Source organism: Citrobacter sp. wls710, from assembly GCF_005281115.1.
In the GTDB taxonomy this organism is placed as follows: domain Bacteria; phylum Pseudomonadota; class Gammaproteobacteria; order Enterobacterales; family Enterobacteriaceae; genus Citrobacter; species Citrobacter werkmanii.
Map to the genome: position 1 here is coordinate 47,982 of NZ_SZXD01000076.1, position 19,278 is coordinate 67,259.

Sequence of the window (19,278 nt, forward strand, 5' to 3'; positions counted from 1 at the left end):
AAACCGCATGGCGTAATTTGTCATAGGGCTCACCTCTCTGTAAATATTTTATTGTAACAACATGGCAACATTGGCAGTTTTTCGATCGTCTTCACAATCAAAGAAACCGGTTACAGTAACCGGTTGCAGATTGTTGAAATGACGATTAATACTGAAGTTGTCACTTCCTCTGTATCACATAATAAGAGCCATCTATGAAACTTAACTCAAAATGCAGTTGCGCTGGTGCTCTTCCCGGCACGGTTGCGAAAAAGTGTAATGGGCTTTACGTGGTGGTGTTGATGACTGCATGGCTGCAGGGTTTTGCGCAACGGGAGAGCGGCTATGTCTACTAACCATGCTGTGTTTAATGTAATTTTCCGCTTTGTTGAAAACTACGTCAGCCCTGTCGCCGGGCGTATCTCTTCGCAACGTCACGTGATGGCAATTCGTGATGGTTTTATTTCGGCTATGCCATTTATGATCGTAGGCTCATTTCTGTTGGTTTTTGCCTACCCGCCATTTTCTCCTGATACAACATGGGGATTTGCCCGCGCATGGCTGGACATGGCAAAACAGTTTGAAGGCCAAATCCTCACTCCGTTTGATATGACGATGGGGATCATGTCGGTCTACATATGTGCGGCTATCGCTTATAACCTGGGGAAGCACTATGTGAAGTCGTATCAATTAGATCCGTTTATGTGCGCGATGTTGTCCATTATGGCTTTTTTGCTGATTGCTGCGCCGAAAACCAAAGGCACGATGCCCGTTGATAGCCTGGGTGGGACGGGGATTTTCACCGCTATCCTGGTGGCGATTTACTGTGTTGAAATGATGCGTTTCCTGAAGGCGCACAACATCGGTATCCGTTTACCCGATCAGGTGCCGCCAATGATCAAAAACTCCTTCGATCTGCTGATCCCGGTGCTGGTGGTGGTGCTAACTCTGTACCCTCTGAGTCTGGTTATACAGTCGCAGTTTGACATGCTAATCCCGCAGGCCATTATGGCCATCTTTAAACCACTGGTATCCGCCGCTGATTCTCTCCCGGCGATACTACTGGCCGTGCTGATTGGTCATCTACTGTGGTTTGCTGGGATCCATGGTGCGGCGATTGTATCGGGGATGCTGCAAATGTTCTGGCTAACCAATCTCGGAATGAACCAGTCGGCGCTGGCACAGGGCGCGCCTTTGCCCCATATCTTTATGGAAGCATTCTGGACGTTTTTCATCGTGGTTGGTGGGTCCGGCGCGACGATGGGGCTGGTGATTTGCTATCTGCGCAGCCGTTCGGCTCATTTACGCTCGATTGGGCGTTTGAGCGTGGTCCCCAGCATTTTCAATATTAATGAACCGGTGATTTTCGGTACGCCGATTGTTATGAACCCGGTGTTCTTTATCCCGTTCCTGTTGGCCCCGATGGTGAATGCGGTGCTGGCATGGGCGGCGATGAAGCTGGATTTAATTGGTCGGGTGATTTCCGTCGTTCCCTGGACGGCCCCGGCTCCGGTTGGTGCGGCATGGGCGTTAGGCTGGGATTATCGTGCGGCCATCCTGGTTGTCCTGCTGGCATTGGTGTCGGCGATCATTTATTTCCCATTCTTTAAAGTTTATGAAAAGCAGCTTCTGGCACAGGAAAAAGAAGAAGCACAGCGTATAGAAGAAAATCAGCAGGTTGCATAATTTGTTGGCGAGGGGCTACGGTTCCTCGCTTATTTCAGCGTACAGTCACCGCATTGCTGAACGTCGGGCAGGCGATAGCGCTGGCAGCAGGTTCTGCGAACTAACAGTCCCTCGCGTGGAACAACGGTACGCCACAGGGGGTTATCCTGGCCGCAGGAGAGTTGTTTCTCAAAAAAGCAGGTCTGGCGCAGCGTGTTCAACAGTTCTTCACCTAACAACGGCTTCATTTCCGTTAAGTACCAGTGAATTAAGTATCCCGTATTACTCCAGATAAGCTTTGCGTTGATCTCGCCTGTCGCTTCCAGCGCCTGCACAACCGGCGTCAGCGCTGTGAGAATCAGCGTTTCCATACGTTGTTGAGGAGACAGGGCCGTGGTCTGGTGATCCTGATGCACATCGATCCAGAAGCAGGCTGCACGGCCCGTTTCGTGGAATTCTACGTGCATGTGTTCAGGAGAGACATCGATAGCCTCTTTTTGCGTCAGCAGAGCTACCATGAGCGGAGGCATCATCAGGCCGATATACCACTGGGCCCAGAGAGAAATCAGCGGCTTATTTTCGCGTGTCAGCGTAGGTTGGTTGCGATAGATATGGTCTGAATAAACGGCCAACAGCGAACTGAGCGTCGCCGGTTGCGTCCATTCATGTAACGTCATCGCGCCCGGTACGGGGATTTCGTCAAGACGAATGAAGTCCAGTAGGTGCTCACGGGTCTTGGCTATCGTTTCGCGTACAGCAGCCGCCAGCGAGGGCATCTTTGCTGGGAGGTGGCTACGCCAGATGACATCTTCAACGATCGGTGCGGAACGATAAGCCATGGCAATATACGGATGTTAATCTAAATGATAATGATTGCTAATCCTATAATTGACAATGAACGATGGCAAGATCTTTGTCACGATGCTGGGTGCCACCGCACATATAGCTCAGAGTGAAGGGCGGTTTATCCGTAGCTCATCGCTGACCAGCGTGTTGTTACGCCCGAGGTTTTTCGCCTCGTATAGGGCTTTATCCGCTCTGGCGATAGCGGCCTCAATATCCTGCTCTACCAGAGGCGCAATGCCAATACTGACGGTCACGTTGGTTGCCACGCTTTCGTTAAACATGTGGGGTATTTTAAGGTCGTACACTTTCTGACGAATACGCTCGGCGGCAGCCTGTGCCTGCTGCGGATCGATCGCGGTCAGCAAAACCATGAATTCTTCGCCGCCGAATCGCGCCACCACATCCCGGGAGCGTACGGAATCACGAATGGCCGCTGAGACGCGGATCAGCGCCTGGTCACCCATCATATGCCCGTAATGATCGTTATAGGCTTTGAAGTGGTCGATATCTAATAACAACACGTAGTGCTTCGAGTTGCTCAGCGCCAACAGTGTATCGAGTCTGTGTTGCAGCCCCCGGCGGTTATATAAACCAGTAAGCGGATCAAGCATGCTGAGTCCGCTGAGCGTTTCTCGTTCCTCCAGCAGTTTGTACATCAACTGCTGGGCGAAACCATCGTAGCGCTTTTGAATCACATGCTGGATGGCGATCCCGGCCATCGGTAACGCCATAAAATAGAAAATTCGTAAACCATGCTCGTTGCCGCTAAGCCATAAACAGACGGCGACGGAAGGCAATGAGTGAAGCGTAAACGCGATGATATTATTGGCAAAAGCAATAGATCCAATAAACAGTACACTGAGCAGTGCGATTAACAGAAAATAATAGTCATTATGACCGAGCGTGGAATATTTCTGAAAAATATGAAATGCCCATAACAAGCCAAAAATTATTGAAATAAAAGGGAGATTAATTTTTTTATCCGTATATTTCCCATGCCATATAAGCAGCAGCGTGCTGGTGATCAGTATCAGCAGAGCCGGTACTGATACGGCTTTGACGGCAAAAAGTGGGAAAAAAAGCGTAAACAGCGCGGAGACTGCGTTGAGAAGCAGAAACAAACGCAACGAGAGTTGATATTTTTTAGTGCGCAGAGTTCGCCAGGATTGTACTGTCATAGGTAAATATTGTTAGTTATCTGTAATATACGAAGATGTGTTGGTAAATAAAACAAATAACGAACGGGGCATCATTCGCTGAGGTCTTTATTTTTAGTTGAAGCGTTAATCGGCGAGCAATTTATCACCTTAGGTTATTCATGTCATCAATCGTTAAGTAAAACTCATATAATTGATAGTGCCTCCCAGCTGACAAATGAGAAAATATATCATATGATATTGGTTATCATTATCAATGTCGTAGGTGGAACCATGTTGCAACGTACGCTGGGCAGTGGATGGGGAGTTCTGTTGCCGGGGATGCTCATTGCCGGAATGGCATTTACCGATCTGTCAGTCTATGTATGGAAGGTAATGATTGTATTAGGATTACTACTGACTTCGCTCATGCTATATCACAAGCGCTTACGGCATTTTGTTCTGTTACCTTCATGCGCGGCGTTGATCGGCGGCATTGTGCTGGTAATGATGAACTGGAATCAGGGATAAGCGAAACAGGGAAGAAAGCGAGAGGAAAATAAGATAATTGGTGCGAGGGGGGGGACTCGAACCCCCACATCCTAAGGACACTAACACCTGAAGCTAGCGCGTCTACCAATTCCGCCACCTTCGCACAGTCATCTTATTTTTTTGATATCGCCTCGTTGGTGCGAGGGGGGGGACTTGAACCCCCACGTCCGAAAGGACACTAACACCTGAAGCTAGCGCGTCTACCAATTCCGCCACCTTCGCCCAGTGCGAGCAATATCAACGTGGATTATGGTGCGAGGGGGGGGACTTGAACCCCCACGTCCGAAAGGACACTAACACCTGAAGCTAGCGCGTCTACCAATTCCGCCACCTTCGCATACCATCGACACTCAAAAAGTATCGTTACCACGGAGGCGCATTCTAGTTGTTTTCAACTTTTCGTCAATAGTTAATTGTACAGGCTGGGCCGATTGATGCAAAAACGGCCATGTGAATGGCCGTTCGATGCGAGACAATTACGCTTTTTTCGCCTGACGCGTCATGATGGTGCGATAGACCTTGAAGCGTCCGGTCTGTGCGATAACTTCATGGAATCCGAATACTTCATCCAGCACCTTCGGATAGGGCAGGAAGGCGTTCGCCACGATACGCAGTTCACCGCCGCTGTTGAGATGACGCACCGCGCCGCGAATCAGCGTTTGCGCGGCATCGAGGCTGGTCTGCATCCCATCATGGAACGGTGGGTTGGAGATGATCATATCAAAGCGGCCCGTCACGTCAGAAAAAACGTTACTGGCGATCACATCACCTTCAATACCGTTGGCGGCAAGCGTGGCACGGCTGGCTTCAACGGCGGCAGCGCTCACATCACACAGGGTTAAGCGGACTTTTGGCGAATGGCTGGCTAAAGCGACGGAGAGTACGCCTGCGCCACAACCGACATCCAGAACTTTACCTTTGGTATGCGGCGTCAGTGTGGAGAGTAGCAATTGGCTGCCAACATCCAGGCCGTCACGGCTGAATACGCCCGGCAGCGTTTTGATGGTCAGATTATCAACCTGATATTCATCCCAGTATTTTTCTGCATCAAAGACTGGCTGTTTTTCCAGACGACCGTGGTACAGGCCACAGCGACGGGCGCTGTCGACTTTATTCAGCGGTGCGTATTCGGCCAGCATCTGCTCTGCACTACGTACGCCACTGCGGTTCTCACCGACAACAAAAACATCGCTGCCCACCGGTAACAGCGACAAAATGTTCATCAGCTGGAACTGCGCTTCCGGCTTATTCTTCGGCCAGTAGTAGATTAGCGTATCGCTATCGGCAACGTCATCGGCCTTAGCGACGAGGCTGAAACGGACGTTGTCACCCATCTGGCGGTTCAGCACCTGCCAGTGATGAAGTTGTTGAGTGTGCGCACGGCTGGCGGCGCTTTCGAAGTGGGCAGGTAGGTCATCCTGCAAATCACCGGCAAACAGAATACGGCTTTGTTCGAAATCATCACTGTGGCGCAGCAAGACTTCACTTGCCGGGGTAAAAGCAGACATGGAGTGCTCCTTAAATTGTACAGCCGGGGATTATAGTTGTTTGATGGCACGGATTCGACAAATTTGCTATATTTGCGCCCCTGATAGACAGGAGTGTTTCGCTATGACATCCCGACGAGACTGGCAGTTACAGCAACTGGGCATTACGCAGTGGTCGCTGCGTCGTCCTGGCGCACTGCAGGGCGAAATCGCGATCTCCATTCCTGCGCATATCCGTTTAGTGATGGTTGCTGCACAGCTACCCGCGCTAACCGAACCGTTAATGAGCGATATTTTACGCGCAATAACCGTCAGCCCGGATCAGGTTTTACAATTGACGCCTGACCGTGTCGCCATGCTACCGCAGGGCAGTCGCTGTAATAGCTGGCGGCTGGGAACCGAAGAGCCGCTGCTGCTGGAAGGCGCTCAGGTCGAGAGTCCTGCGTTTAATGAATTACGGGAAAACCCAGCGGCCCGTGCCGCGTTATGGCAACAAATCTGCGCATATGAACACGATTTCTTCCCTCGAACCGACTGATTTACCTGCAGCATTTCAGATTGAAAAACGCGCCCACGCTTTTCCGTGGAGTGAAAAAACATTTGCCAGCAACCAGGGCGATCGCTACCTCAATTTTCAGTTGAGGGTTGACGACGTGATGGCCGGCTTTGCGATTACGCAGGTGGTGCTGGATGAAGCTACGCTGTTCAATATCGCCGTCGATCCTGACTTTCAACGCCAGGGCCTGGGGCGCGAGCTGCTGGAGCACCTGATCGATGAGCTGGAAAAGCGTGGCATTTTGACGCTGTGGCTGGAAGTGCGCGCCTCAAATGCTGCCGCTATCGCGCTGTATGAAAGCCTGGGCTTTAACGAGGCGACGATCCGGCGCAATTATTATCCGACGGCCGATGGTCATGAAGACGCCATTATCATGGCATTGCCAATCAGCATGTAAGACAAGGTGTAATGATGAAGAAGTGGGACTGGATTTTCTTTGATGCCGACGAAACGCTGTTTACGTTTGACTCGTTTACCGGCTTACAGCGGATGTTTCTCGACTATAGCATTACCTTTACCGCTGAAGATTTTCAGGACTACCAGGCCGTGAATAAACCGCTGTGGGTGGATTATCAAAACGGCGCGATTACTTCATTGCAACTGCAGCATGCCCGTTTCCAGAGCTGGGCTGAACGCCTGAAGGTCGAACCAGGCCAGCTTAATGACGCATTTATCAATGCGATGGCGGAGATCTGCTCGCCGTTGCCTGGGGCGGTTTCTCTGCTCAATGCGATTCGTGATAAAACGAAAATCGGTATCATTACTAACGGCTTTACGGCGTTGCAGCAAATCCGCCTTGAGCGGACTGGGCTGCGCGACTATTTCGATCTGCTGGTGATTTCTGAGCAGGTTGGGGTGGCAAAACCCGATCCCCGTATTTTTGACCACGCGCTGGAGCAGGCGGGCAATCCTGATCGTTCCCGCGTGCTGATGGTGGGCGATACCGCAGAGTCCGATATTCTGGGCGGCATTAACGCCGGGCTATCCACCTGCTGGCTAAATACGCACCATCGCGAGCTGCCAGCGGGCATTCAGCCGACCTGGACGGTGGCGTCATTAAGCGAACTGGAGCAGCTCCTGTGTAAACACTGATTGCCTCCCCCCCGTTGATGGGTAAAATAGCCGCAATTTTTCGTATTCAACTTGCACGGCCCTTTGCCGTGCTTACCTAAGAAGATTTGACTATGACGTTGTCTCCTTATTTGCAAGAGGTGGCCAAGCGCCGCACTTTTGCCATTATTTCTCACCCGGATGCCGGTAAAACGACCATTACTGAAAAGGTCCTGTTATTCGGACAGGCGATTCAGACCGCCGGTACGGTAAAAGGCCGTGGCTCCAGCCAGCATGCAAAATCTGACTGGATGGAGATGGAAAAGCAGCGTGGTATCTCCATTACCACCTCTGTGATGCAGTTTCCGTATCACGACTGCCTGGTGAACCTGCTGGACACCCCGGGGCACGAAGACTTCTCCGAAGATACTTACCGTACTCTGACGGCGGTAGACTGCTGTCTGATGGTTATCGACGCCGCGAAAGGCGTTGAGGATCGTACCCGCAAGCTGATGGAAGTTACCCGTCTGCGCGATACGCCGATCCTGACCTTCATGAACAAACTCGACCGTGACATCCGTGACCCGATGGAGCTGCTGGATGAAGTCGAGAACGAGCTGAAAATCGGCTGTGCGCCGATCACCTGGCCGATTGGCTGCGGGAAGCTGTTCAAGGGCGTTTATCACCTTTATAAAGACGAAACTTACCTGTACCAGACGGGTAAAGGACACACCATCCAGGAAGTGCGCATTGTTAAAGGGCTGAATAACCCGGAACTTGATGCCGCTGTGGGTGAAGATCTGGCGCAGCAGTTGCGCGACGAGCTGGAGCTGGTGCAGGGTGCGTCTAACGAGTTCGACCATGATCTGTTCCTCGCGGGCGAAATCACCCCGGTCTTCTTCGGTACCGCGCTGGGTAACTTCGGCGTTGACCATATGCTGGACGGCTTAGTGGAGTGGGCGCCTGCGCCGATGCCGCGTAAAACTGATACCCGCACCGTGGAAGCCTCAGAAGAGAAGTTCACCGGCTTCGTGTTTAAAATCCAGGCCAACATGGATCCGAAACACCGTGACCGCGTGGCGTTCATGCGTGTGGTTTCCGGTAAGTACGAGAAAGGCATGAAAATGCGCCAGGTGCGCATTGGTAAAGACGTGGTGATCTCTGATGCGCTGACCTTTATGGCCGGTGACCGTTCTCATGTGGAAGAAGCGTATCCGGGCGATATTCTCGGTCTGCACAACCATGGCACTATTCAGATCGGCGATACCTTCACCCAGGGTGAAATGATGAAGTTCACCGGTATTCCGAACTTCGCGCCGGAGCTGTTCCGTCGTATTCGCCTGAAAGATCCGTTGAAGCAGAAGCAACTGCTGAAAGGGCTGGTTCAGCTGTCGGAAGAGGGTGCGGTGCAGGTCTTCCGTCCAATTGCTAATAACGATCTGATCGTGGGCGCTGTCGGTGTGCTGCAGTTCGACGTGGTGGTTTCACGCCTGAAGAGCGAGTACAACGTTGAAGCGATTTATGAGTCGGTCAACGTGGCGACCGCGCGCTGGGTAGAATGTTCTGACGTGAAAAAATTCGAAGAATTTAAGCGTAAAAACGAAATTCAGCTGGCGCTGGATGGTGGCGATAACCTCACCTATATCGCACCGACCATGGTTAACCTGAATCTCACCCAGGAACGTTACCCTGACGTTCAGTTCCGCAAAACGCGCGAACACTAATCGCCTCCCAGGGCACGGAATCCGCCGTGCCCGGTAACTTTTCCTGTCTTTTAAATCCCTTGCGGAATGTTCTTAAAACCTCTCGTTTTTCTGTTGTTTGCCTGTTTTTTAGTCAATCCGGACTGCGATCACGAAATCCTGAACTATATTTAACAATGTGATGACATAAATATCGGCGTTAAATGCTTTTTAGGCTGCCTGTTGCAGCTTCTATTGCTGATATTTATTCCACTTACAAGATTAGTTGCTGGTTAACGCCGTTTACGGCAGACCATCGCTTTTAGCAAAACATACAGGAATACATCGATGACAATGACAGGACTTAAGATTTCTAAAACGCTGCTGGCCGTGATGCTGACCTCCGCTGTTGCAACGGGTTCTGCTTTTGCAGAAAACGCCACGACGGATAAAGCGCAATCTGGTGTCGAAAGTGCGGGGCAGAAAGTCGATAGCTCTATGAACAAAGTCGGTAATTTCATGGATGACAGCACTATCACAGCAAAAGTAAAAGCTGCGCTGGTGGATCACGAAAGCATCAAGAGCACCGATATTTCCGTGAAAACAGACCAGAAAGTGGTGACGTTAAGCGGGTTTGTTGAAAGCCAGACACAGGCTGAAGAAGCCGTGAAAGTGGCCAAAGGCGTTGAGGGCGTAACCTCAGTGAGCGACAAACTGCACGTACGCGATAGCAAAAGCACCTCAGTAAAAGGCTATGCGGGCGACACGGCAACCACCAGCGAAGTTAAAGCAAAACTGCTGGCTGATGACATTGTCCCTTCCCGTAAAGTGAAAGTAGAGACGACTGATGGAGTGGTTCAACTTTCCGGCACCGTTGACTCAAAAGCACAAAGCGATCGTGCTGAGAGCATCGCCAAAGCGGTTGATGGCGTGAAAAGCGTCAAAAACGACCTTAAAACTCAGTAATTCGACTTAATTCGTCCTCCTGACGTTTGTCGGGAGGCGTGTTGTGCACCACACTAAAAATATCGCCGATGAGCAGCCTGAGCGCTCATAACAAGCGGTGACATTAACTATGGTAAAGGAGAAGCGCATGTTTCGATGGGGCATCATATTTCTGGTTATCGCGTTAATTGCCGCCGCACTGGGTTTTGGTGGACTGGCAGGTACCGCTGCAGGCGCAGCGAAAATTGTTTTCGTGGTGGGGATCATTCTGTTTCTGGTCAGCCTGTTTACCGGTCGTAAACGACCCTAGTAAGTAAACCGTAAAGATAACTTGCTACCAAGCCAGTCCAGTGGACTGGCTTTTACGGTTTTAGCGTCAGGCAATTTGCGTTACTTTGTTGTTCTATTACAAAAACAACAGGAAGGCAGAGGTGGGGCAGAGAATACCCGTCACGCTCGGTAATATTGCGCCGTTATCGTTACGTCCGTTCCAACCAGGCAGTATGGCGCTGGTGTGTGAGGGCGGGGGACAAAGAGGCATTTTCACCGCTGGCGTACTGGATGAATTCATGCGTGCGCAGTTTAATCCCTTTGACTTTTACTACGGGACGTCCGCCGGTGCGCAAAACCTTTCAGCCTATCTGTGTAACCAGCCTGGTTATGGCCGTAAAGTCATTATGCGTTACACCACCCGTCGTGAGTTTTTTGACCCGGTACGCTTTGTGCGCGGGGGAAACTTAATCGATCTCGACTGGCTGGTGGATTCGACCGCATCCCAGATGCCGCTGGCGATGGATAACGCCGAGCGTTTGTTTGCCGCAGGGAAAGCGTTTTATATGTGCGCCTGTCGGGGGGATGATTATACGCCAGGTTATTTTTCGCCGAACCGACAAAACTGGCTCGATCTCATTCGCGCCTCCAGCGCTATTCCGGGATTCTACCGCACAGGTGTTGCGCTGGACGGTGTGAACTATCTGGACGGGGGAGTAAGCGATGCCATACCCGTGCAGGAGGCGGCGAAGCGCGGCGCAAAAACGCTGGTGGTGATCCGCACTGTGCCTTCGCAAATGTACTACACCCCGCAGTGGTTTAAACGTATGGAGCGCTGGCTGGGCGAAAGCAGTCTGCAACCGTTGCTGAATTTGGTCCAGCACCATGAAACCAGCTATCGCGCGATCCAGAGCTTTATTGAAAAGCCGCCGGGTAAGCTGCGAATCTTTGAGATCTATCCGCCAAAACCGCTCCATAGCATGGCGCTGGGCAGCCGTATTCCGGCGCTGCGAGAAGACTATAAGACCGGGCGTTTGTGTGGTCGTTACTTCCTGGCCACCGTCGGCAAGTTGTTGGCGAAAAACGCGCCATTGCCTCGTCAGACGCCGAAGATTGTCGTGCCGGGACCGGTGGTGGTTCCTCCCGCACCGGTGGCCAACGATGCCCACGCGCCGGTGGTGACCAATGCGCCTCAGGCTAACGATACAACGTTTGATAACGAGGATCTGGCGTGAGTTTTCGCTTCATTGATACACATTGTCACTTTGATTTCCCGCCGTTTACTGACGATGAGCCCGCCAGCATTCAACGTGCTGCGGCGGTCGGTGTGAATTGCATCATTGTTCCGGCGACGCAGGCGGCAAACTTTTCCCGCGTACTGGCGTTAGCGGAAAAGTATCCGCCGTTGTTTGCTGCTTTGGGTCTGCATCCCATTGTTATTGAACAACACGGCGATGACAGTCTGGACCAACTGCAGCAGGCGCTGGATACGCGCCCGCAAAAGCTGGTAGCCGTGGGCGAGATTGGACTGGATCTTTACCGGGACGATCCGCAATTTGATAAACAAGAACGGGTGCTGGAAGCGCAGCTTAAACTGGCGAAGCGTTACGAACTGCCGGTGATCCTGCATTCGCGACGGACTCATGACAAATTGGCGATGCTTCTGAAACGTCATGCTCTGCCACGAACCGGCGTGGTGCATGGTTTTTCCGGGAGTTTGCAGCAGGCGCAACGCTTTGTGCAACTGGGGTACAAAATTGGCGTTGGCGGCACTATTACCTATCCACGCGCCAGTAAAACCCGTGAGGTGATGGCGCAACTGCCGCTGGAATCACTCCTGCTGGAAACCGACGCGCCGGACATGCCGCTCAATGGCTTTCAGGGGCAGCCCAACCGCCCCGAGCAGGCGGTCAGAGTATTTGGGACATTATGCGAACTGCGTTCGGAGCCTGCGGACGTGATAGCAGATGCGCTGTATCGCAATACGACCGCGTTGTTTAATGTGTGATTGTTGGGTGCCGGATGGCGGTTGCGCTTTATCCGGCCTACAAATGATGTCGTCGCATCCGGCAATCACAGATACAGCGCCGGGAAAATCAGGTTATCCACACCACGTTCGCGCAATCCTGCCGCCAGTTGCTCCACATCCTCTGGCGTTGCGCTCGGCCAGTCTTTTGCTTCGCCATACACCCCATGCGCATGAAAGGCGTTCAGCCGCACCGGTACGTCGCCTGACTGCTTAATGAACGCTGCCAGCGCATCAATATGTTGCAAATAATCCACATGGTCGGGGATCACTAACAGGCGTAGCTCAGCAAGCTTTCCCTGCCTTGACAGAAAGGTAATGCTTTGTTTAATCAGCGTATTATCTCTCCCGGTAAGCTGGCGATGGTACGTGCTATCCCACGCTTTTAAATCGAGCATTACGCCGTCGCACACCGGCAATAGTTTTTGCCAGCCGGTTTCGCTCAGCATGCCGTTACTGTCGACCATGCAGGTCAGATGTTGCAGCAGAGGATCGCTTTTGAGCGCGGTAAACAGCGCCACAATAAACGGTAACTGGGTAGTTGCTTCGCCACCGCTGACCGTAATTCCCTCAATAAACAGGGCTGCCTTGCGAATATGCTGCAGCACCTGATCAACACTCATGGTTTGCGCCATCGGCGTCGCCTGCTGCGGGCACAGGTGCAGGCAGGTGTCGCACTGCTGACACACATCGGACTGCCACCATACTTTCCCTGCACTCAGGCTTAGCGCTTCATGCGGGCAATGCAGCACACATTCTCCGCAGTCGTTGCAGCGCCCCATCGTCCATGGATTGTGGCAGTTCTTACAGCGCAGATTACACCCTTGCAGGAACAGAGCCAGGCGGCTGCCCGGCCCGTCGACGCAGGAGAAAGGGATCAGTTTACTGACTGAAGCGCATCTGCTGTTCATGGCTTATCACACGAGGTTGTCGTTCCAGAATACGCGTATTGCGTGCGGCCTCTTCACCAAGCCAGGTGGTGTTAGTGCGAGATCCTTCGGCACGATATTTTTCCAGATCCGACAGGCGCACCATATAGCCCGTGACGCGGACCAGATCGTTGCCGCTCACGTTGGCGGTGAATTCACGCATTCCGGCTTTAAACGCGCCGAGGCACAGTTGCACCAGCGCCTGTGGATTACGCTTGATGGTTTCATCCAGCGTCAGGATATCGCTGATCCCGGCGTGATAATATGCGTGATGCGGCGCGACGGTTTGCAGATGGGTGATCGGGTCAGGTTCATCACCATAAGGCAGACGCGCGCCGGGCGTGGTGCCGATGTCAGAACTGATCCCCGACTGTGCATGCAGCATCGCGCGCTGCTTCCAGCCATACTTCACCGGTGTGCGTTCGACAAACTCCGCCAGTTGGGCGCTAATGCGGTATCCGAGCTGATTGGCGAACGCATCTTTCCCATAGCGGGCGCTTTGTCCTGCCTTTTCACATAGCAGGTTTACCGCTTCCGCCAGACCATACATCCCGAACATCGGCACAAAACGTTCGGGATCAATCAACCCTTCCTGCACGAGGAAGCTATTCTCAAAGAAATGTGATTTCTCGTAGAGGAATTCACATCGTGAATCAATGATAGCGATTTGCTGCTGGCAGTAGTGCGGCAGGGTGCGCGTAAAGAAGTCATCGACAGAGGTGCTGCGCTCTGCGATGGCTTTCAGATTAAGCCTGACCAGCGTGCTACCGCCTCCGGAGAGCGGTAAAGAGTTGTAACAACTCACGACGCCATACTGACCTTTTGTGAAAATTTTATCATTTTCGGGGCCGTTGGATATATGTGGCTTACTGCACTCGCAGATATTTTGCGCCACGTTGAGCAGCAGATCGTCAGGGGTGATTTGCGGATCATAAATAAATGTCAGATTCGGTGAAACCTGCTTTAAATCTGAATCTGCGCGTAAAATTGCGCGGGTGACTGGCGTATCGGCGGGGCCGATATTGGCATGCATAAACGCGTCTGGCAGGGTTCTGTCGAGATAACGCCAGAAACGTTTTATTCGAATATCGATCTCATCTTGTGTTAGAATTCTAACATATGGTTGCAACAGGGCGTCGAGCTGACCGAGGTAGACCGGCATTGAGGTCACTGATGGAACGTGGTGGTACAAGATGGTGAGCAAGGACAACGCATCATCAAGGTCACTGGCTCCTTCAAGCTCAAGCCATGAGGAACCGTTGGCCAGAAAACGCGCATAGTCGGGTAAGACATAGCGCGGTTTGAACGGGGCATGACCTTCGTACATATCGCAGATCACCCCGTCATCCAGCGCCTGGCGGGCTTCAGCGGGCAGTTGCGGATAAGGCAGCGCGTTTTCTGCCTCCAGCGCCAGAAAGTGGCGTTTCTGCTCAGGGCTGAGCGTCGGGCTGGTCACGATTTGTTGGCACCGCTGTTGCAGCGCGAATTCGCTTGAAGTGGGCATCGTTGGTTCCTTTATGTGCCGAAGGTGTCGCGCCATTGTAGAAAGCAACAGCGCCCCAACCTTTGATCCGGATGCGCCTGATGCCACCCCATCGTGTCTGTAAAGGTTAATTATTTGAAGTGGATCTCATTAGAGTAATGCAAATCTGTATGTGGTTTTCATTAACTGTGATGTATATCGAAGTGTAATGGCGAGCGGATGTTAGAATACTAACAAACTCGCAAGGTGAAATTTTATACGGCGAAGCCGTTGGAGAATGTTATGACCGATTTAACAGCAAGCAGCCTGCGTGCCCTGAAACTGATGGACCTGACCACCCTGAATGACGACGACACCAATGAAAAAGTGATCGCGCTGTGTCATCAGGCGAAGACCCCGGTTGGCAACACGGCAGCAATTTGCATCTATCCACGTTTCATTCCTGTTGCACGTAAGACTCTGAAAGAGCAGGGCACGCCGGACATCCGTATTGCCACCGTCACCAACTTCCCGCACGGCAATGACGACATCGAGATCGCGCTGGCTGAAACCCGCGCGGCGATTGCCTACGGTGCTGACGAAGTTGACGTGGTGTTCCCGTATCGTGCGCTGATCGCGGGTAACGAGCAGGTTGGTTTTGACCTGGTTAAAGCCTGTAAAGACGCCTGTGCAGCGGCAAACGTGCTGCTGAAAGTGATCATCGAAACTGGGGAGCTGAAAGAAGAAGCCCTGATTCGCAAAGCGTCTGAAATTTCTATCAAAGCGGGTGCTGATTTCATCAAAACGTCTACCGGTAAAGTACCGGTCAATGCGACGCCAGAAAGCGCACGCATCATGATGGAAGTGATCCGTGATATGGGCGTTTCTAAAACCGTTGGATTCAAACCCGCTGGCGGCGTACGTACTGCAGAAGATGCACAGCAGTTCCTGGCGATTGCTGACGAACTGTTTGGCGCCGACTGGGCGGATTCCCGTCATTACCGCTTTGGCGCATCCAGCCTGCTGGCGAGCCTGCTCAAAGCGCTGGGTCACGGCGACGGTAAGAGCGCAAGCAGCTACTAAGTTTAAATTGCCCATCGTAGGCCGGATAAGGCGCTAGGCGCCATCTGGCATCAATACGACTTGCCGGGGAGCGCACTGCTTACCCGGCCCATAATCGGGAGGTTAACGTGTTTCTCGCACAAGAAATTATTCGTAAAAAACGTGATGGTCATGCGCTGAGCGATGAAGAAATTCGTTTCTTTATCAATGGGATTCGTGACAACACCATCTCTGAAGGGCAAATCGCCGCCCTGGCGATGACCATTTTCTTCCACGATATGACAATGCCCGAGCGTGTGTCGCTAACCATGGCAATGCGTGATTCAGGAACCGTGCTGGACTGGAAAAGCCTGCAACTGAACGGCCCGATTGTGGATAAACACTCTACCGGCGGCGTGGGTGACGTAACGTCACTGATGTTAGGCCCGATGGTTGCTGCCTGCGGCGGCTATATTCCGATGATTTCCGGGCGCGGCCTGGGTCATACCGGCGGTACGCTCGATAAACTGGAAGCGATTCCTGGGTTTGACATCTTCCCGGACGACGCACGTTTCCGTGAAATTATTAAAGACGTGGGTGTGGCGATTATTGGGCAAACCAGCTCGCTCGCACCGGCGGATAAACGTTTTTATGCCACCCGCGATATTACCGCGACGGTGGATTCCATCCCGCTGATTACCGGCTCTATCCTGGCGAAAAAGCTGGCGGAAGGGCTGGATGCGCTGGTGATGGATGTGAAAGTAGGCAGCGGCGCGTTTATGCCGACCTATGAACTTTCTGAAGCCCTTGCCGAAGCGATTGTCGGCGTGGCGAACGGGGCGGGTGTCCGTACCACCGCACTGTTAACCGATATGAACCAGGTGCTGGCTTCCAGCGCAGGTAACGCGGTAGAAGTCCGCGAGGCCGTCCAGTTCCTGACCGGTGAATACCGTAATCCGCGTCTGTTAGACGTCACCATGGCGCTGTGCGTGGAAATGCTGATCTCCGGCAATCTGGCGAAAGATGACGCCGAAGCCCGCGCGAAATTGCAGGCGGTGCTGGACAACGGTAAAGCGGCGGAAATTTTTGGCCGTATGGTTGCGGCGCAGAAAGGCCCGACCGACTTCGTCGAAAACTATGCGAAGTATCTGCCGACGGCGATGCTCAGTAAAGCCGTCTATGCTGATACCGAAGGTTTCGTCAGCGCGATGGATACCCGTGCGCTGGGTATGGCAGTCGTTTCTATGGGCGGCGGACGCCGTCAGGCATCGGACACCATTGATTACAGCGTCGGCTTTAGCGACATGGCCCGTTTGGGCGACAGCGTAGACGGACAGCGTCCGCTGGCAGTGATCCACGCGAAAGATGAAGCCAGCTGGCAGGAAGCGGCGAAAGCGGTCAAAGCGGCAATCAGCCTTGACGATAAAGCGCCAGAAATTACACCGACAGTCTATCGTCGTATAACCGAATAACTGTATACTGATCTGATCGCTTTTTTGCGGCGCAGATGTATGGAGAACAAGATGAAACGTGCATTTATTATGGTGCTGGACTCCTTTGGTATTGGTGCGACTGAAGATGCGGATCGCTTTGGCGACGTAGGCTCAGACACTATGGGACACATTGCAGAAGCCTGTGCGAAAGGCGAAGCTGATAATGGTCGCAAAGGCCCACTGAATCTGCCTAACCTGACCCGTCTGGGCCTGGTGAAAGCTCACGAAGGTTCTACCGGTAAAATTGCTGCTGGTATGGACGGTAACGCGGAAGTCATTGGCGCCTATGCATGGGCGCATGAACTCTCTTCCGGGAAAGATACGCCGTCTGGCCACTGGGAAATCGCCGGTGTTCCGGTTCTGTTTGACTGGGGCTATTTCTCCGATCATGAAAACAGCTTCCCGCAGGAGTTACTGGACAAACTGGTTAAGCGTGCCAACCTGCCGGGTTACCTCGGTAACTGCCACTCTTCCGGTACTGTGATTCTGGATCAACTGGGCGAAGAACATATGAAAACCGGGAAGCCGATTTTCTATACCTCCGCTGACTCCGTGTTCCAGATTGCCTGCCACGAAGAGACTTTTGGCCTGGATAAACTTTACGAGCTGTGCGAAATCGCCCGTGAAGAGCTGACCGAAGGCGGTTACAACATCGGTCGTGTTATCGCGCGTCCGTTTATCGGTGATAAAGCCGGTAACTTCCAGCGTACCGGTAACCGTCACGACCTGGCCGTTGAGCCGCCAGCGCCGACCGTGCTGCAGAAACTGGTTGACGAGAAAAAAGGTCATGTTGTCTCTGTCGGTAAGATCGCGGACATTTACGCCAACTGCGGTATCACTAAAAAAGTGAAAGCGACCGGTCTGGATGCGCTGTTCGACGCCACCATCAAAGAGATGAAAGAAGCGGGTGACGAGACCATTGTCTTCACTAACTTTGTGGACTTCGACTCTTCCTGGGGCCACCGCCGCGACATCGCGGGCTATGCCGCAGGTCTGGAACTGTTTGACCGCCGTCTGCCGGAGCTGATGGAGCTGGTGGGTGAAGATGATATTCTGATCCTCACCGCCGACCACGGCTGCGACCCGAGCTGGACCGGTACCGACCATACCCGTGAGCACATTCCGGTGCTGATCTACGGTCCGAAAGTGAAACCTGGCTCTTTAGGTCACCGTGAAACCTTCGCGGATATCGGCCAGACGTTGGCGAGCTACTTTGGCACATCGCCGATGGACTACGGTAAAAACATGCTGTAATGCCCGTTGCCGGATGGCGCTACGCTTATCCGGCCTACCAGGAATCGTTTGTAGGCCGGATAAGGCGCAGCCGCCATCCGGCAAAAACAACAATGTAAAAGGAACTGAAGATGGCAACTCCACATATTAATGCAGAAATGGGTGATTTCGCTGACGTCGTATTGATGCCGGGCGACCCGCTGCGTGCAAAACATATTGCTGAAACTTTCCTCGAAGATGTTCGTGAAGTGAACAACGTTCGCGGCATGTTAGGTTTCACCGGTACTTACAAAGGCCGTAAGATCTCCGTGATGGGCCACGGTATGGGTATCCCATCCTGCTCCATCTACACCAAAGAGTTGATCACCGATTTCGGCGTGAAGAAAATCATTCGCGTTGGCTCCTGCGGCGCTGTGCGTATGGACGTCAAACTGCGCGACGTGGTGATCGGTATGGGCGCCTGCACCGACTCTAAAGTGAACCGTATCCGCTTTAAAGATCATGACTTTGCGGCTATCGCTGACTTTGACATGGTACGTAACGCAGTTGATGCGGCAAAAGCGCTGGGCGTTGACGCGCGCGTAGGCAACCTGTTCTCCGCTGACTTGTTCTACTCTCCGGACGGCGAAATGTTCGACGTGATGGAAAAATACGGTGTACTGGGCGTGGAAATGGAAGCGGCGGGCATCTATGGCGTTGCTGCTGAGTTTGGTGCGAAAGCGCTGACTATCTGCACCGTGTCCGACCATATCCGTACCCACGAGCAGACCACTGCCGCTGAGCGTCAGACGACCTTCAACGACATGATCAAAATCGCGCTGGAATCCGTTCTGCTGGGCGATAAAGAGTAAGACTGTGTTATGCCCGGTGGCGCCGCGCTTACCGGGCCTCGCGATCGTAGGCCGGATAAGGCGTAGCCGCCATCC

The 19,278-nt window shown here is 52.7% G+C and carries 19 protein-coding genes and 3 tRNA genes; 14 read left to right on the forward strand and 8 right to left on the reverse strand.

The window, feature by feature from the left end; translation table 11 throughout:
* The first annotated feature begins 324 nt into the window (after positions 1-324).
* Positions 325-1,665, forward strand: a complete 1,341-nt coding sequence (locus FDX14_RS24620; RefSeq protein WP_061382863.1) for a PTS sugar transporter subunit IIC — start codon at positions 325-327, stop codon at positions 1,663-1,665.
* A gap of 29 nt (positions 1,666-1,694) precedes the next feature.
* On the opposite strand, the gene fhuF is transcribed toward FDX14_RS24620, so the two are convergent.
* Complete coding sequence (gene fhuF / locus FDX14_RS24625) at positions 1,695-2,483, reverse strand: siderophore-iron reductase FhuF (RefSeq protein ID WP_042312536.1); 789 nt, start codon at positions 2,481-2,483, stop codon at positions 1,695-1,697.
* 108 nt (positions 2,484-2,591) lie between these two features.
* Positions 2,592-3,668, reverse strand: a complete 1,077-nt coding sequence (locus FDX14_RS24630; RefSeq protein WP_061382865.1) for a GGDEF domain-containing protein — start codon at positions 3,666-3,668, stop codon at positions 2,592-2,594.
* Positions 3,669-3,920: 252 nt separating this feature from the next.
* Between FDX14_RS24630 and FDX14_RS24635 the strand changes: the two genes are divergently transcribed.
* Positions 3,921-4,157, forward strand: a complete 237-nt coding sequence (locus FDX14_RS24635) for a DUF1435 domain-containing protein (protein ID WP_072277010.1) — start codon at positions 3,921-3,923, stop codon at positions 4,155-4,157.
* 38 nt (positions 4,158-4,195) lie between these two features.
* Here the strand turns inward: FDX14_RS24635 and FDX14_RS24640 are convergent.
* From FDX14_RS24640 to rsmC, 4 genes are all read right to left on the reverse strand, one after another.
* Positions 4,196-4,281 (reverse strand) — tRNA-Leu (locus tag FDX14_RS24640).
* Positions 4,282-4,313: 32 nt separating this feature from the next.
* Positions 4,314-4,400, reverse strand: a tRNA-Leu gene (locus FDX14_RS24645).
* Positions 4,401-4,428: 28 nt separating this feature from the next.
* Positions 4,429-4,515: transfer RNA gene (locus tag FDX14_RS24650), tRNA-Leu, on the reverse strand.
* A 139-nt stretch (positions 4,516-4,654) separates the two neighbouring features.
* Positions 4,655-5,686 (reverse strand): 16S rRNA (guanine(1207)-N(2))-methyltransferase RsmC, encoded by a 1,032-nt coding sequence (rsmC, locus tag FDX14_RS24655; protein ID WP_038636991.1) that lies wholly within the window; start codon positions 5,684-5,686, stop codon positions 4,655-4,657.
* A 103-nt stretch (positions 5,687-5,789) separates the two neighbouring features.
* On the opposite strand from rsmC, the gene holD reads away from it, so the two are divergent.
* From holD to FDX14_RS24695, 8 genes are all read left to right on the forward strand, one after another.
* On the forward strand, positions 5,790-6,203 hold the full coding sequence (holD, locus tag FDX14_RS24660; RefSeq protein ID WP_038636992.1) for a DNA polymerase III subunit psi: 414 nt from the start codon (positions 5,790-5,792) through the stop codon (positions 6,201-6,203).
* On the forward strand, positions 6,172-6,618 hold the full coding sequence (gene rimI, locus FDX14_RS24665) for a ribosomal protein S18-alanine N-acetyltransferase (protein WP_137350429.1): 447 nt from the start codon (positions 6,172-6,174) through the stop codon (positions 6,616-6,618). Before holD ends, rimI begins: the two co-directional genes overlap by 32 nt.
* Positions 6,619-6,632: 14 nt before the next feature.
* Complete coding sequence (yjjG, locus tag FDX14_RS24670; protein ID WP_042312525.1) at positions 6,633-7,313, forward strand: pyrimidine 5'-nucleotidase; 681 nt, start codon at positions 6,633-6,635, stop codon at positions 7,311-7,313.
* 92 nt (positions 7,314-7,405) lie between these two features.
* Positions 7,406-8,995, forward strand: a complete 1,590-nt coding sequence (prfC, locus tag FDX14_RS24675; protein ID WP_137350430.1) for a peptide chain release factor 3 — start codon at positions 7,406-7,408, stop codon at positions 8,993-8,995.
* A gap of 306 nt (positions 8,996-9,301) precedes the next feature.
* On the forward strand, positions 9,302-9,919 hold the full coding sequence (gene osmY / locus FDX14_RS24680; RefSeq protein WP_137350431.1) for a molecular chaperone OsmY: 618 nt from the start codon (positions 9,302-9,304) through the stop codon (positions 9,917-9,919).
* 127 nt (positions 9,920-10,046) lie between these two features.
* The gene (locus tag FDX14_RS24685; protein ID WP_003019081.1) at positions 10,047-10,208 is read left to right on the forward strand and encodes a DUF1328 domain-containing protein; all 162 of its coding nucleotides are present in this window, start codon (positions 10,047-10,049) and stop codon (positions 10,206-10,208) included.
* 121 nt (positions 10,209-10,329) lie between these two features.
* Positions 10,330-11,403 (forward strand): patatin-like phospholipase family protein, encoded by a 1,074-nt coding sequence (locus FDX14_RS24690; protein ID WP_137350432.1) that lies wholly within the window; start codon positions 10,330-10,332, stop codon positions 11,401-11,403.
* A complete protein-coding gene (locus FDX14_RS24695; RefSeq protein ID WP_137350433.1) occupies positions 11,400-12,176 on the forward strand; it encodes a metal-dependent hydrolase in 777 nt (258 codons plus the stop codon). Before FDX14_RS24690 ends, FDX14_RS24695 begins: the two co-directional genes overlap by 4 nt.
* Positions 12,177-12,241: 65 nt before the next feature.
* Here the strand turns inward: FDX14_RS24695 and FDX14_RS24700 are convergent, their stop codons facing one another.
* Together FDX14_RS24700 and FDX14_RS24705 are read right to left on the reverse strand one after the other, a co-directional pair.
* A complete protein-coding gene (locus FDX14_RS24700; RefSeq protein ID WP_042312519.1) occupies positions 12,242-13,105 on the reverse strand; it encodes a YjjW family glycine radical enzyme activase in 864 nt (287 codons plus the stop codon).
* Positions 13,077-14,627 (reverse strand): YjjI family glycine radical enzyme, encoded by a 1,551-nt coding sequence (locus tag FDX14_RS24705; RefSeq protein WP_137350434.1) that lies wholly within the window; start codon positions 14,625-14,627, stop codon positions 13,077-13,079. The genes FDX14_RS24700 and FDX14_RS24705 overlap by 29 nt, the downstream gene beginning before the upstream one ends.
* A 261-nt stretch (positions 14,628-14,888) precedes the next feature.
* On the opposite strand from FDX14_RS24705, the gene deoC reads away from it, so the two are divergent.
* From deoC to deoD, 4 genes are all read left to right on the forward strand, one after another.
* Complete coding sequence (gene deoC, locus FDX14_RS24710) at positions 14,889-15,668, forward strand: deoxyribose-phosphate aldolase (protein ID WP_042312514.1); 780 nt, start codon at positions 14,889-14,891, stop codon at positions 15,666-15,668.
* A gap of 107 nt (positions 15,669-15,775) precedes the next feature.
* Entirely contained in the window at positions 15,776-17,098 is a 1,323-nt protein-coding gene (gene deoA, locus FDX14_RS24715) for a thymidine phosphorylase (protein ID WP_016151609.1), read from the forward strand.
* 51 nt (positions 17,099-17,149) lie between these two features.
* Positions 17,150-18,373 carry a phosphopentomutase gene (deoB, locus tag FDX14_RS24720; protein WP_042312511.1) on the forward strand — a complete coding sequence of 408 codons (1,224 nt, stop codon included), beginning with the start codon at positions 17,150-17,152 and terminating at the stop codon, positions 18,371-18,373.
* A gap of 110 nt (positions 18,374-18,483) precedes the next feature.
* On the forward strand, positions 18,484-19,203 hold the full coding sequence (deoD, locus tag FDX14_RS24725) for a purine-nucleoside phosphorylase (protein ID WP_000224864.1): 720 nt from the start codon (positions 18,484-18,486) through the stop codon (positions 19,201-19,203).
* The last annotated feature ends 75 nt before the right edge of the window (positions 19,204-19,278 follow it).